Below are 13,671 nucleotides of genomic sequence, written 5' to 3' on the forward strand. Positions count from 1 at the left end.
ATCACGTGATGGGTCTCATCTCGGCCGTCGCCGCGCGCTCGTCGCGTACGCGTCCACCCAGGCCCGGGCGTCGAGGTCTCGTGGCAGGGCACCCGGCCGGACGCCGTTCGCGCGCGCCCAGCGCCGGACGTCGCTCCGCCCGACCCCGGTGCGGGCCAGCACCTCGTGGACGCCTCGGCCGCGACCGTTGAAGACGGCGGCGGCGAACCGCTGGTAGCGGTCCTGGTCGGCCACCGGCACCAGCGGCTCGCGACGCCGGTCGATGACCAGCAGGCCGGCGTCGACGCTCGGCCGTGGCCGGAACGCCGAGGCGGGCACCCGCCGGTCCAGGCCGAAGGTGAACCACGGCCACCACTGGGCCGTCAGGAGCGTCGTGCCGCCGACGGCGGCGCGCTTGCGCGCGACCTCCCACTGCGTGATCAGCACGGCGCGCTGCCAGCCGCTCAGCGTGAACAGGCGCCGCAGCACCGGGGTGGTCAGGTGGAACGGCACGTTGCACACGAGGTCGTACGCCTCGGACGGCGGTGCGTGGCGCAGGATGTCGCCCCGCGTGACCGTGACGTTCCCCGGTGCGATCCGCCCCAGCCGCGCGGCCGAGCGCGGGTCGATCTCGACGGCCTCGACCGGCCGGCCCAGCCGGGCCAGGGGCAGGGTCAGCGCCCCGCGCCCGGCGGCCCACTCGACCAGCGGCCGGTCGGCGCGCGGGACCAGGGCGACCGTCCGGTCGATCACCTGCGTGTCGACCAGCAGGTTCTGGCCCAGCTCGTGGGCGCCGCCGGGATCGTTGCCCGGCGGGAGGCGGAGGTCCGCGGAACGGGAAGAGCGGTTGCGCGACATGGGTGTGCTCCAGGATTCGTCGGCTGACAGAGAATCCGGGCAGCACGAACGCGCCGCCCGGCGGGAGCCGGCGGCGCGGAGCACGCGCTTGGGGTGGTGTGCGTTCCGCGCCGCTAGCGGGCGGAACGCTGCCTGATCATTGCGTTCATATCGAGGCCGACCCTACGGGCCGGCCTCCGCGGGACGCCACGCTTTTTCGCCCCGGTCCCTTGACACGGTCATCCGTCGATGGTCGGATGACGCGACTGTTAACGCTCACATTCTCGCGAGGTACACGTGCAACGAAGCACTCGTCCTTCCCGCCTGCCCCTGCGCACCGTCGCCACGGGCGCCGTCGTCGCACTGCTCGGCAGCCTGCTGCCCCTGATCCCCGCAAGCGCCACGGCGGCCGTGACCGCCCCGACCCGGACCACCGCCCAGGACCAGGCCGACGCCGCGGCCGCCGCCCTCGGCGTCGTGCACGCCGACGACGTGCGCGGCCACCTCACCCTGCCGACGTCGGGCCCCGACGGCGCCACGGTCACCTGGGCGTCCTCCGACTCCGACGTCGTCGCGGCCGACGGCGTCGTCCACCGCCCGGCCAACGGCGCCGGCGACACCGAGGTCACCCTGACCGCGACCGCCGAGGTCGGCGACGCGACGTCGGCCCGCGAGATCCCGCTCACGGTCCGCGAGCAGCCGGCCGCCGCGGCCTACGAGGGCTACGCGTTCAGCTACTTCACCGGCAACTCGGTCGCCGGCGAGAAGATCTACTTCGCGGCCAGCCGCGGCAACGACGCCCTGACCTGGGACGAGACCAACAACGGGCAGCCGGTGCTGGAGTCGGGCGAGGGTACCCTCGGTCTGCGCGACCCGTTCCTGATCCGCTCGCCCGAGGGCGACCGGTTCTTCCTGATCGCCACCGACCTGTCGATCGGGCGCAACGGCGACTGGGACGCGGCGCAGCGGCACGGCAGCCAGTACCTGGAGGTCTGGGAGTCCACGGACCTCGTCACCTGGTCCGAGCAGCGGCACGTCAAGGTCTCGCCCGACAACGCCGGCAACACCTGGGCGCCCGAGGCGTACTGGGACGAGTCGCTGGGGCAGTACGTCGTGTTCTGGGCCTCGAAGCTCTACGCGGACGACGACCCGGACCACACCGGCAGCGCCTACAACCGGATGCTGTACGCCACCACGCGCGACTTCGTGACGTTCAGCGAGGCGCAGGTCTGGCAGGACCGCGGCGAGTCGCGGATCGACTCGACGGTGATCCGCGAGAACGGCGTCTACTACCGCTTCACCAAGGACGAGGGCGGCGGCGGGACAGGCTGCTCGGACATCATCCAGGAGAAGTCGGCGTCGCTCACGGCCGTCGACCTGCCCGGCGACCCGTCCTGGGAGTTCATGGCGGGCTGCATCGGCCGGGAGGCCGGCACGTCCGCCGTCGAGGGGCCGACCGTCTTCAAGGCCAACCCGGGCGACACGTCCGGGTCGCCGTTCTACCTGTTCGTGGACGAGTACGGCGGCCGCGGCTACATCCCGCTCGGCACCGACGACCTCGAGAACCCCGACTGGCAGGTCCCCGCGGACTACGACCTGCCCGCCAGCCCGCGCCACGGCACCGTCATACCCGTGACGGCCGCCGAGCTCGCGGCGCTTCGCGAGGGCATCGTCGTCCCCGACCCGCCGACGCCGGTCGTCGCCGACGAGAACGGCCTGGTCGCCCACTACGCGCTCGACGAGACCGGCGGCACGGTCGCGGCGGACGGCACCGGCCACGGGTACGACGGCGTCGTCAGCGGCGATGCCACCTGGGCCGACGGCGCGCTGAACCTCGGCGGGACGAACGGCCACGTGCGGCTGCCCGACGACATGATGGCCGGGCTCGACGCGATCACCGTCTCGACCAAGGTCTGGCTGGACCCGGCGCAGGCCACGCCCTACTTCATCTGGGGCCTCGGCAACACCGACGGCGGCGGTGCCGGCAGCGGCTACCTGTTCACCACGGGGAACAACTACCGCTCCTCGATCGCGACCGGCAACTGGTCCACCGAGCAGACGGTCGCGTCGGGCTCGGCGCTGCCCCGCGGCGCCTGGAAGACGCTGACCTACACGCTCCAGGACGGCACCGCCACGCTCTACCTGGACGGAGTCGAGGTGGGCGAGAAGACCGGCGTCACGATCGAGCCGGGCGACATCGGCGACGGCCGGACCACGGCCAACTACATCGGCCGCTCCACCTACACCGCGGACCGGTACCTCAAGGGCAAGGTGCGCGACTTCCGTCTTTACAACCGTGCCCTGACGGCCGGCGAGGTGCGGGAGCTCGGTGCGGACCCGACCGCCATCACGGGCGTCGAGCTGGACGCCCTCAAGGTGCCCGCCGTCATCGACGGCGCGACGTCGACCGTGACGCTGCCGGTGACCCCCGGCACCGACGTGACGGCGCTGGAGCCGGCCTTCGAGGTGGTCTCCACCTCCACGGTCTCGCCCCAGGTCACGGGTCCGGTCGACCTCTCGGCGGGCAGGACCTTCACGGTCACGGCCCAGGACGGCGCCCGCCGCGACTGGACCGTGCGCGCCGTCGAGATGCGCTCGCCCGTGCTGCCGGGCCTGTACGCGGACCCGAACATCGCGCACTTCGGCGACGCCTACTATCTCTACGCGACGTCGGACGGCGTCGCGGGCTGGGGCGGCAAGGACTTCTACGTCTGGACGTCGAAGGACCTGGTGGACTGGGAGCGTTCGGCCGAGCCGATCCTGACCCTGGACGGCGCCGCGGGCAACGTCCCGTGGGCCAGCGGCAACGCCTGGGCGCCCACGATCATCGAGCGGGACGGGAAGTACTACTTCTACTTCTCGGGCCACAACCCGACGTACAACCGCAAGACGCTCGGCGTGGCCGTGGCCGACCACCCCGAGGGGCCGTTCACCGCGCAGCCCACGGCGATGATCCTGAACGACGAGCCGATCGCCTCGGGGCAGGCGATCGACCCCGCGGCGTTCCAGGACCCGGAGACCGGCCGGTACTACCTGTTCTGGGGCAACGGCGGCCCGTCGAACGGCCCGGTGTACGCCGAGCTGAGCGACGACATGCTCTCGATCAAGCAGGACACCCCGGCGCGGATCGGCGGGCTCACGAACTTCCGCGAGGGCACGTTCCTCAACTACCGCGACGGGCTCTACCACCTGACCTACTCGATCGACGACACCGGCTCCGCCGACTACCGCGTCGGGTACGCCACGGCCACCAGCATCGACGGGCCGTGGACCTACCGCGGCGTCATCCTGTCCAAGGACACGAGCCAGGGCATCCTCGCGACCGGGCACAGCTCGATCGTCCAGGTGCCCGGCACCGACGAGTGGTACATCGCCTACCACCGGTTCGCGATCCCCGGCGGCGACGGGACCCACCGCGAGACCACGATCGACCGGCTGACGTTCGGCGCCGACGGCCTCATGCGGACGGTCACGCCCACGCTCACGAGCGTCGACCCGCTCGCCTACGACGGCGTGCGGCCGCAGGCCCTGAAGCCGCCGACGGTCGACGGCCGGCCCGCGGCCGGGTCCACCCTCACGGCCGCGCCCGGCCGCTGGGACCAGCGCGACGTCACCTTCGGCTACCGGTGGCTGCGTGACGGCGCGCCCGTGGCCGGCGCGGAGGAGCGCACGTACCGGCTCACCGCCGCCGACGTCGGGCACCGGATGTCCGTCGAGGTGACCGCGACGCGGGCGGGGGCGCTGCCCGGGGTGGCGGTCTCCGACCGGGGCGCCAGGATCAAGGCGGCGGCCGGCTCCAAGGGGCGGGTCGCCCCGTAGGGGAACACGCACCACGGCCCTGACCCGGCGTACCCGGGTCAGGGCCGCGGCCCGCTCACTCGCTGCGCAGTCCCTCCGGCCGGGTCAGCCGCCACAGCAGCGGCAGCCCGGCCGCCGTCGTGAGCAGCACCACCAGGGCGGCCGCGCCCGACGTCGTGCCCACGCCGACCCAGTCGAACCGGAGCGGCGCGTGAACGGCCACCTGGAGCGCCAGTGCCAGCACCGAGCCGGTCACCACCGCCAGGGCCAGCCCCAGCACCACCGGGATCGCCACCTGGAACAGCACCGAACCGCTCAGGGTGCGCCGCCGCGTGCCGAACGCGACGAGCACCGCCAGCAGCCGACGCCGCTCCCGGAGCTGCTCGACGACGTTGACCAGCATGCTCGCTCCGACCATTAGCAGCAGCGCGACCGTGCCGACCAGCAGCACCTGCCGGATGCCGCCGAGCGCCGCTGAGATACCGCGCTGCTCGATCGGCGACGCGTACGCGACGGGGTCGACCTGCGCCGCCGCCGTCCGCAAGTGGTCCAGGGCGTCCGGTTCGGCGGGATCGAGCGCCACGTACGTGGTCACCGACATCGGCTCCAGGCGCACGCCGTCCAGCGCGCCGGGCGTCACCAGGATGCGCGGCGGGCCGCCGCCGTTCAGTGCGGTCACGCCGCCCTCCGGCGGCGCCACCGTCCTGGCCGACGCCGGGAGGGTCCACGGGGCGAGTGCGTCCGCATCCGCGCCGTCGCCCGCGGCGCCCGGCCGCGAGCCGCCCAGCAGGAACTCGCTCCCGGCCGCGGGCGCCGTGGCGCCGTCAGGCAGGACCACGAAGACGTCCCCGTCGGTGCACGAGCCGAGCTGCGCCTCCTGGGCCAGCACCTCGCAGGCACCGGAGTCGACGAGCAGACCCTCGTCGGCGGTCCCACCGGAACCGTCGGCAGACCCCGCGGACGGGGCAGCCCACACCGACGTCAGCGTCCCGACCGCCGTCACGCCCCGGGCCTGCGCCAGCTCGCGCGCCCAGACCTCGTCGGCCCCGGCTCCGCCGCTGATGTCCAGCACGGACGCCTGGTAGGTGCTCGTGTCGGCCTGCGACTCGGCCGTCAGCGCACCGATCGCCCCGACCAGCCCCTGCAGCGCGATCAGGCCCGCCACGGACACCGCGATGCCCGACACGGCGCGCACCGCCGTGTCGCTGTCGAGCTGCAGCCGGCGCACCGCGAGATCCCACGCGACGCCGCCCGGACCGAGCCGGCGCACCGTCGCCTCCACGAGCCACGGCAGGATCAGTGCCACCCCGGCCAGCAGCAGCACCAGCCCGGCCACGATCATGATCTGCGTCTCCAGGGCGTCGTCCAGGCCCGTGACCAGCGGGTGCAGCAGCACCAGGCCCAGCACCGGGAACACCAGGCGCCACCAGAACCGGCGACGGCGCTCGCTGCCGCGCCGCACCACGCCGAGCGGCTCGACCAGCACCTGCCGCAGCGCCGAGAGCGTGACCAGCACCGTCGTCACCGGCACCAGCACCACCACCAGGGCGGCCAGCGCGGGCACGGGCCGGAAGTCGCCGGGGTAGAAGCTGAGGGTGCCCGGCACCAGGTACCCGGCCGTCTGCCGCACCGCGAGGTACAGCAGGCCGCCGACGGCCAGCCCCAGCACCGCGCCCGCAAGAGTCTCGCCGGCGGCGATCCGCCGGGTCGCACCGACGTCGGCCCCGACCAGGCGCACCGCGGCGAGCCGGCGGTCGCGGCTCTCGCTGCCGAACCGCACGGCGGTGCTGACGAAGATCGCGACGGGCAGCAGCAGCACGACCATGCCGACCAGGGCGAGCAGCATCAGGACGGGGCTGATGTCCTCGTCGGGGGTCGTCGCCCCGCCGAAGGACTGGATCCGGTCGGCCGTCTCGTCGGTGAGCCGGTCGGTGCCCAGGTAGAAGGTGAGCTCCCCGGGTCCGGCCAGCCCTTCGGTGCCGATGGTGCCGACCACGCGGTCGCCCCAGCGACCCCGCAGCGCCGCGCCGTCGTCGGAGGCGAGCAGACGCTCCAGGGCAGGGGAGAGGACGACGTCGCCGGGCGTGAGCTGCCGGGTCACGCCGGGCGGCAGCGGGGCGTCGTCGGACTCGGGCTGGAGCAGCCGGCCGTTGATCGCCGCGTCGTGGAAAACGGACCGGACCTCGGCGGTCAGCAGCGTGGGCGCGCCCGGCGCCAGCGTCTGGCCCGACTCGACCGACCGGGCCGCCGCGCGGTCGGTGCGGGCGTCCAGCACGGGCGGGATGCTGGCCGCGACCAGCAGCATCGTCACGCCCAGCCCCACGCCGACGGCGATCAGGGCGAGCCGTGCCCAGCCGGACCGGCCGCCGCCCACGCTCAGGCGCACGCCGAGGGAGAGGTCGGTGAGCCACCGCCTCATCGCACGAACTCCTGCTGCCGCACGCGGCCGTCACGCACCACGGCCTCCCGGTCGGAGTGTGCCGCGACGCGCGGCTCGTGCGTCACCAGGACGACGGCGGCTCCGGTGTCTCGCGCGGCCGCCACGAAGAGCTGCATCACGCGGTCGCCGTTGACGGTGTCCAGCGCGCCGGTCGGCTCGTCGGCGAACACCACCTTGGGCCGGGTCACCAGCGCGCGGGCCACGGCCACGCGCTGGCCCTGCCCGCCGGACGCCTGGCCCGGGCGCTTGCCGGCGACGTCGGACACCTCCAGCCGCTCCAGCCAGGCCTCCGCGCTGCGCAGGGCCGCGCGGCGGCTCGCCCCGCCCAGCCGCAGGGGCAGCGCCACGTTCTCCAGGCAGGTGAGCTCCGGGACGAGCTGCCCGAACTGGAAGACGAACCCGAACTCGGTGCGCCGCAGCGCGCTGCGCTCGTCGTCGTGCATGGCGGTGAGGTCGCGGTCCGCGTAGGTCACGCGGCCCGCGTCGGGCATGAGGATGCCCGCCATGCAGTGCAGCAGGGTGGACTTGCCGGAGCCGGAGGGGCCCATCAGGGCCAGCACCTCTCCGGCGTGCACCTCGGCGGTCGCGTGCTCGAGCGCCATGGTGGGACCGAAGCTGAGCTGCAGGTTCTCGGCGATGAGCAGGGGTTCGTCGGCCATCGTGCCTCCAGGTGTGGGGGAGCGAGCGGAAGTTCGGGCGGTGTCGGGCGGGCAGGCCGGGACGGCCTAGCCGCGCACCTGCGCGGCGAGCTGCTGGACGCGCGCCGCCGTGACCTCCAGCCAGCGCAGGTCGGCCTCCAGGTGGAACAGCGCGTGGTCGCAGATGAGCTGGTCGGCCAGGTCACCGGCGTCCCGCCGCCGCGTGAGCTCGCGCATGAGGCGCAGGTGCTCGGCGCGCTGGGTGTCGAGCAGCTCGTCGGCGTCGTGCCCCGTGAGCAGGGCGAGCACCACCTTGGTGTAGAGGGTGCTCTGCAGGTAGGGCTCGGGCTTCTCCGGCTGGGCGAGCCACGCGGCGACGTCGGAGACGCCGGCCTGCGTGATCGCGTACTTCTTGCGCTCGGGGCCGGCGCCCGGCTCGGCCTCGACCTCGACCAGGCCGTTCTTCAGCAGGCGGGCGAGCGTCGAGTAGACCTGGCCGTAGTGCAGCGGCCGGTCCTGTCCGAAGCGTTCGTCGTAGGAGCGCTTGAGGTCGTACCCGTGCGCGGGCCCGCCCTCGAGCAGCCCCAGCAGTGCGTGTCCAACGGTCATGCCACGGCACTATACACACGGTGTATACCTCGGGTGAAGACCCCGGTTCGCGCGGCTCCGCCGCCCTGAGAAGGTAGAGTTGCGGGCTGTCCGGAAGCGGTAGGCGCGGGAGATGGGATGGCGTTGGTGCAGCACGAACTGAATGGTGGAGCCCGGTGACCGTCCTGACCTCCGACGCCCGTCCGGTCGGGACCGAGGCGGCACGCCGCCGCAGCATCGCGGTGATCTCCCACCCCGACGCCGGCAAGTCGACCCTGACCGAGGCCCTGGCCCTGCACGCCCACGCGATCGAGGAGGCCGGGGCGGTGCACGGCAAGGGCAACCGTGCCGGCGTCGTGTCCGACTGGCTCGAGATGGAGCAGAAGCGCGGCATCTCGATCACGTCCGCCGCCCTCCAGTTCGCCTACGGCGACGTGGTGATCAACCTGCTGGACACCCCGGGCCACGCCGACTTCTCCGAGGACACCTACCGCGTGCTGACCGCGGTCGACGCCGCAGTCATGCTGCTCGACTCCGCGAAGGGCCTGGAGCCGCAGACGCTCAAGCTCTTCGAGGTGTGCCGCCGCCGCGGGGTGCCGGTCATCACGTTCGTCAACAAGTGGGACCGCCCCGGCCGCGAGGCGCTGGAGCTGTGCGACGAGCTGCAGGAGCGCATCGACCTGCGCCCGACGCCGCTCAGCTGGCCCATCGGCGAGGCCGGCCGGTTCCTCGGGCTGCTCGACCGCGCCAGCGGCGAGGTGCGCACCTACCGCCGCGCGCCGGGCGGCGCGTCGATCGCCGAGGAGCACCTCCTGACGCCGCAGGCCGCGGCCGACACCCTGGGCGACGACCACGCCGAGGCGGTGGAGAGCGTGCAGCTCCTCGACGAGCTCGACCGGGAGTCCTTCCTCGCCGGCACGACGACGCCGCTGCTGTTCGGCGCGGCGCTGGCCAACATCGGCGTCAAGCAGCTCCTGGACGCCGTCGTGGAGCTCGCACCCGCGCCGGGCTCGCGGCCCGACGTCGACGGTACGCCCCGCGACGTGGACCAGGCGTTCAGCGGGTTCGTGTTCAAGATGCAGGCGGGCATGGACCCCCACCACCGGGACCACGTGGCCTTCATCCGCGTGTGCTCCGGCCGCTTCGAGCGCGGCATGGTCGTGACGCACGAGCGCACGGGCCGGCCGTTCGCCACGAAGTACGCGCTGTCGGTCTTCGGCCGGGAACGGCAGACGGTCGAGGACGCCTACCCCGGCGACGTCGTGGGCCTGGTCAACGCCAGCACGCTCGCCGTCGGCGACACGGTGTACGACGCCGCCGGCCCGAAGGTGCGGTTCCCGCCCATGCCGGTGTTCGCGCCCGAGCACTTCGCGGCCGCCCGGTCGGTCGACCCGGGCCGCTCCAAGCAGTTCCGCAAGGGCATCTCGCAGCTCGAGCAGGAGGGCGTGGTCCAGGTCCTGGTGTCCGAGGCACGCGGCGACGGCAACCCGATCCTCGCGGCGGTCGGCCCGCTGCAGTTCGAGGTCGCGACGTTCCGCATGGAGCACGAGTTCTCGGCGCCCATCCGGACCGAGCAGCTCGGCCTGTCGCTGGCCCGCGAGGCCGCGCCGGAGCACATCGACACGATCGCCGCCTACCCGGGCGTCGAGATGGTGCGCCGCGGCGACGGCACGCCGCTCGTGCTGCTGCGTGACATCTGGCACGCACGGGCCTTCGAGCGGGCCCACCCGGACGTGCCGCTGATCCCGCTCGCCGCCAGCGGCGTCTAGCGCGCGAACCCCGCGACGCGGTGCGACGATCGGGGTGTTCAGCGGTGGTAGGACCGGGAGTGCGACCATGGACGCACACGGCAGGAGGCCGCTGGCCACGCTCGTCGGGCTTCCCGCGGTGGTCGGCGTCGCGGCGGCGCTCTGCGCCACCCTCTTCACCTCGCTGGTGCACGGCGCCGAGCAGCTGTTCTGGACCTGGCTCCCGGGCGCCCTGGGGCTCGACGGCGTGCCGTGGTGGTGGGTGCTGCTGCTCCTGCTGCTCGGCGGGGTCGGTGTGCACCTCGCGTCACGGCTGCCGGGGCACGGCGGCCACCACCCGCTGGACGGGTTCGCCTTCGACATCACGGGGCGCGAGCTGCCCTCGACGCTGCTGGCGGCGGCGTCGTCCCTGGTGTTCGGCGCGGTGCTCGGACCCGAGGCACCGCTGATCGCGATCGGCACCAGCATCGGCTTCGCCGTCCACCACCGCCTCGGCACCGAGGCCTCCAAGGTGCTCGTCATGGCCGCCGCCGCGGCGGCGCTCGGTGTCGTGCTGGGCAACCCCGTCGTCACCATGCTGCTCGTGCTGGAGGCGATGTTCCTCGCCGCGCGGCCGCGTCCCGAGCAGCCGGTGCTCCAGATGGTCCCGATCCTCGCGGCGCTCGGCGCGGGCTACGTGGTGCGCATCGGCATCGCCGACTGGCCGGGCGTCCACGTCCCCGAGCTGTCCATGGGCGACCTCGGCTCGTACCCGGACCTGCACGTGGTCGACCTCGTCGCCGGAGCCGTCGTGGCCCTGGTGGCCGGGGGCCTCGTGCTCGCGGCCATGCGCCTCGGCGGCGTCGCGCGGAAGGCGGCCGCGCGCGGCCCGTTCGTGGCGCTTCTCGCGGGCGGCCTGACGGTCGGTCTCCTGGCGGTGCTGGTCCGGGCGACGACGGGTGCCGACGTGGACACCGTGCTGTTCTCCGGGCAGCAGGCCCTGTCCACGGTGACGACGACCACGGCCGCGGGCACACTGGTCGTGGTCGCCGTCGTGAAGTCCGCGGCCTACTCCGTGAGCCTGGGCACCGGGTTCCACGGCGGGACGATCTTCCCGTCGGTGTTCGTCGGCGCTGCCGCCGGCGCCGCTGCCGCCCTCCTGATCCCGGGGACGGCGCTCGCCCCTCTGGTGGCCTGCGGCATCGCCGCCGCCGTGGCGGCCGCGGCCGGGATGCCGGTCACCGCCCTCGTCCTGGCCCTGCTGTTGTGCGTGACCGCTGGGCCAGCCGTCACCGTCCCGGCGATCCTCGGGGCGCTCGTGGGCACGCTGCTCAAAGGGCTGTTCAACACTCGGCGGCCCGCGACGGTCGAGCCATGAACGTCTACGCGCCGCTCGTCCCCGTGTTCGTGGGCGAGCCGCCCCGTGACCGGAGGCCCGCCGCCCGGGGACGAAGGTCCCGGGACGGGCCGCGTCCGTCGCGCCTAGCGTGATGAGGGTGAAGGCGGCGGACCGCCGTCGCCCGGAAGGGGACGCGACGATGATGTGGGACTGGGGTGGGTTCGGCTGGGGCTGGGGCCTGCTGATGATGGCGTTCATGGCCGTCTTCTGGCTCGTGGTCATCGGCGCGGTGGTCGCGGGCCTGGTGGCGCTCCTGCGCGGCCCGGGCCGGCGAGAGGGCCCGGGCGAGCGGGAGGACGCCGAGCGGATCCTCGCCGACCGGTTCGCGTCCGGGCAGATCGACGGCCAGGAGTACCACGAACGCCTGGACACGCTGCGGGCAGCGCGGCGGCCCGGGGCTACGGGTGGCTCGCCGTCACCTCGATGACCTCGTCCAGGCGGTCCAGGGCCGCCTGGAGGTCGTCGATCTTGGCGCGGATCCGGTCGCGCTCGGTGTGCAGCATGGCCCGCTGCTCGGCGTCGGTGTGCCCGGACTCGATGCACGGCAGCAGCTCCGCGATGTTCCGGCTGGACAGCCCGGCGGCGTACATCTGCTGGAAGAACCGTACGCGGGACCCCGCCTCGCGCGGGTAGAGCCGCTGGCCGGACGGGCTGCGTTCCGCGGTGAGCAGACCCTGCTGCTCGTAGTACCGCACCGCGCGCACCGAGACCCCGGCGTCGCGCGCCACCTCGCCGATGCGGACCAGCCGCTCGGCGTCCGCCGTCGTGGCGCTCATGGCGCCCCCTCTCACTGCTCCGGAGATCCGGTTCGATCAAGAACTCGATCGAGACTTGACCCTGACGTCAACGTCAGGTTTTAGCGTACCCGACATGGAGATCAAGAACTCAGTCGCCCTCGTCACCGGAGCCAACCGCGGGCTCGGCCGCGCTTTCGCCCAGCGGCTTCTCGACCGGGGCGCCCGCAAGGTGTACGCCACCGCCCGGCGCCCCGAGACCGTGGACCTGCCCGGCGTCGAGGTGCTCGCCCTCGACGTGACCGACCCGGCCTCCGTGCGGGCCGCGGCGCGGGCGGCGTCCGACGTCTCGCTGCTCGTCAACAACGCCGGGATCTCGACCGGGACCGACCTGGTGACCGGCTCGCTCGACGTCGTACGGCGCGAGCTGGAGACCAACGTGCTCGGCGGCCTCATGATGATCCGCGAGCTCGCGCCGGCGCTCGCCGCGCGCGGCGGGGGAGCGGTCGTGAACGTCCTGTCTGCGATGTCGTGGTTCGGGGTCAAGGGCGGCAACGCCTACCACCTGTCCAAGGCCGCCGCGTGGGCCATGACCAACGGCGTGCGCCTGGAGCTGGCCGACCAGGGCACGCTCGTGACCGCGGTCCACCTCGGCCTGGCCGACACCGACATGTCCGCGGGCTGGCAGGTGGACAAGATCTCGCCGTCAGACCTGGCGGACGCCGCGCTCGACGGGGTCGAGGCCGGGTCCGCCGAGGTGCTGGCCGACCAGTGGAGCCGGGACATCAAGGCCCGGCTCCCGCTGACGCCGGAGGAGTTCGACGCCGCGATGGCCCGTGCGCTGGCGGGCCTTACGGCGGCGTGACGGGCTTGCGTGCCGCGAGCCGCTCGATGATGCCCCGGTTGAACCGGTCGTGCCGCTCGACGGTCAGCCCGGCCGCCTCCACGTGCAGCAGCGGACGACGGCGGAAGTGCTCGCTCTGGAACCGCACGCTGTACACCTCGGCGACCGTCTGGAGCATCCGGAGCGGCGCCGACGTGCTGACCACGTGGTCGGCCAGGAGCAGCAGGCCGCCGGGCCGCAGCACGCGCACCATCTCGTCGACGGCGCCACGGTCGTCGGGCACGGCGCACAGCCCGAACGTGCAGACCACGGTGTCGAACGAGGCGTCGTCGAACTCCAGCCGCTGGGCGTCGCCGACCCGCAGCTCGACCGCACGGCCCAGCTCGGCGGCGTGCCGGCGGGCCAGGTCGATCATGGCCGGGCTGAGGTCCATCCCGGTCAGGGCGGTGTGCGCGGGGTAGAGGCCCAGGTTCAGGCCTGTGCCGACGGCGACCTCCAGCACCAGCCCGGTGGCCTGCCGGCACACCCAGTCCCGGGTGTCGCCGAACATGCGCTCGGCGCCGTTCATCTTGCGGTCGTAGCCCGCCGCCTGCCGGTCCCAGTGCCGGCGGACCCGGTCGGGTCCGGGTGATCTGACCATGGCACCTCGCTCGGTGGTCTTCGCACGCCGTCGCACGGTGGTCGCGA

11 protein-coding genes are annotated in these 13,671 nt (G+C 73.6%); 5 read left to right on the forward strand and 6 right to left on the reverse strand.

From position 1 onward, the window contains the following. Positions 1-15 precede the first annotated feature (15 nt). Positions 16-837, reverse strand: a complete 822-nt coding sequence (erm, locus tag ACH47X_RS00995) for a 23S ribosomal RNA methyltransferase Erm (RefSeq protein ID WP_397400549.1) — start codon at positions 835-837, stop codon at positions 16-18. A 276-nt stretch (positions 838-1,113) separates the two neighbouring features. Here erm and ACH47X_RS01000 point away from each other — a divergent pair, with 276 nt between their 5' ends. Beyond that, positions 1,114-4,635: a family 43 glycosylhydrolase gene (locus ACH47X_RS01000; RefSeq protein WP_397400551.1), complete on the forward strand. Its 3,522-nt coding sequence runs from the start codon at positions 1,114-1,116 to the stop codon at positions 4,633-4,635. Positions 4,636-4,690: 55 nt separating this feature from the next. Here ACH47X_RS01000 and ACH47X_RS01005 read toward each other — a convergent pair whose 3' ends face one another. The 3 genes from ACH47X_RS01005 to ACH47X_RS01015 form a co-directional block, all read right to left on the reverse strand. Then, positions 4,691-7,033, reverse strand: a complete 2,343-nt coding sequence (locus ACH47X_RS01005) for an FtsX-like permease family protein (RefSeq protein ID WP_397400553.1) — start codon at positions 7,031-7,033, stop codon at positions 4,691-4,693. Further along, entirely contained in the window at positions 7,030-7,713 is a 684-nt protein-coding gene (locus ACH47X_RS01010) for an ABC transporter ATP-binding protein (RefSeq protein ID WP_397400555.1), read from the reverse strand. Before ACH47X_RS01010 ends, ACH47X_RS01005 begins: the two co-directional genes overlap by 4 nt. Before the next feature lie 66 nt (positions 7,714-7,779). Next, positions 7,780-8,301, reverse strand: coding sequence for a PadR family transcriptional regulator (locus tag ACH47X_RS01015; protein ID WP_142033429.1), 522 nt, complete (start codon positions 8,299-8,301; stop codon positions 7,780-7,782). 155 nt (positions 8,302-8,456) lie between these two features. On the opposite strand from ACH47X_RS01015, the gene ACH47X_RS01020 reads away from it, so the two are divergent. From ACH47X_RS01020 to ACH47X_RS01030, 3 genes are all read left to right on the forward strand, one after another. Further along, positions 8,457-10,049, forward strand: a complete 1,593-nt coding sequence (locus ACH47X_RS01020) for a peptide chain release factor 3 (protein ID WP_397400557.1) — start codon at positions 8,457-8,459, stop codon at positions 10,047-10,049. Positions 10,050-10,116: 67 nt separating this feature from the next. Next, positions 10,117-11,385 carry a chloride channel protein gene (locus ACH47X_RS01025; protein WP_397400559.1) on the forward strand — a complete coding sequence of 423 codons (1,269 nt, stop codon included), beginning with the start codon at positions 10,117-10,119 and terminating at the stop codon, positions 11,383-11,385. A gap of 118 nt (positions 11,386-11,503) precedes the next feature. Then, complete coding sequence (locus ACH47X_RS01030) at positions 11,504-11,833, forward strand: DUF1707 domain-containing protein (protein ID WP_397400561.1); 330 nt, start codon at positions 11,504-11,506, stop codon at positions 11,831-11,833. Here ACH47X_RS01030 and ACH47X_RS01035 read toward each other — a convergent pair. Then, positions 11,805-12,182 carry a MerR family DNA-binding transcriptional regulator gene (locus ACH47X_RS01035; RefSeq protein ID WP_397400563.1) on the reverse strand — a complete coding sequence of 126 codons (378 nt, stop codon included), beginning with the start codon at positions 12,180-12,182 and terminating at the stop codon, positions 11,805-11,807. The genes ACH47X_RS01030 and ACH47X_RS01035 overlap by 29 nt on opposite strands. Positions 12,183-12,276: 94 nt before the next feature. Here ACH47X_RS01035 and ACH47X_RS01040 point away from each other — a divergent pair, with 94 nt between their 5' ends. Next, positions 12,277-13,005 carry an SDR family oxidoreductase gene (locus ACH47X_RS01040; RefSeq protein WP_397400565.1) on the forward strand — a complete coding sequence of 243 codons (729 nt, stop codon included), beginning with the start codon at positions 12,277-12,279 and terminating at the stop codon, positions 13,003-13,005. Here ACH47X_RS01040 and ACH47X_RS01045 read toward each other — a convergent pair. Continuing rightward, positions 12,992-13,624 (reverse strand): class I SAM-dependent methyltransferase, encoded by a 633-nt coding sequence (locus ACH47X_RS01045; RefSeq protein ID WP_397400567.1) that lies wholly within the window; start codon positions 13,622-13,624, stop codon positions 12,992-12,994. The two genes, ACH47X_RS01040 and ACH47X_RS01045, sit on opposite strands and share 14 nt — an antisense overlap. Positions 13,625-13,671 lie beyond the last annotated feature (47 nt).

Origin of the sequence: Promicromonospora kroppenstedtii (assembly GCF_044389675.1) — a bacterium.
GTDB classification, from domain to species: domain Bacteria; phylum Actinomycetota; class Actinomycetes; order Actinomycetales; family Cellulomonadaceae; genus Promicromonospora; species Promicromonospora kroppenstedtii.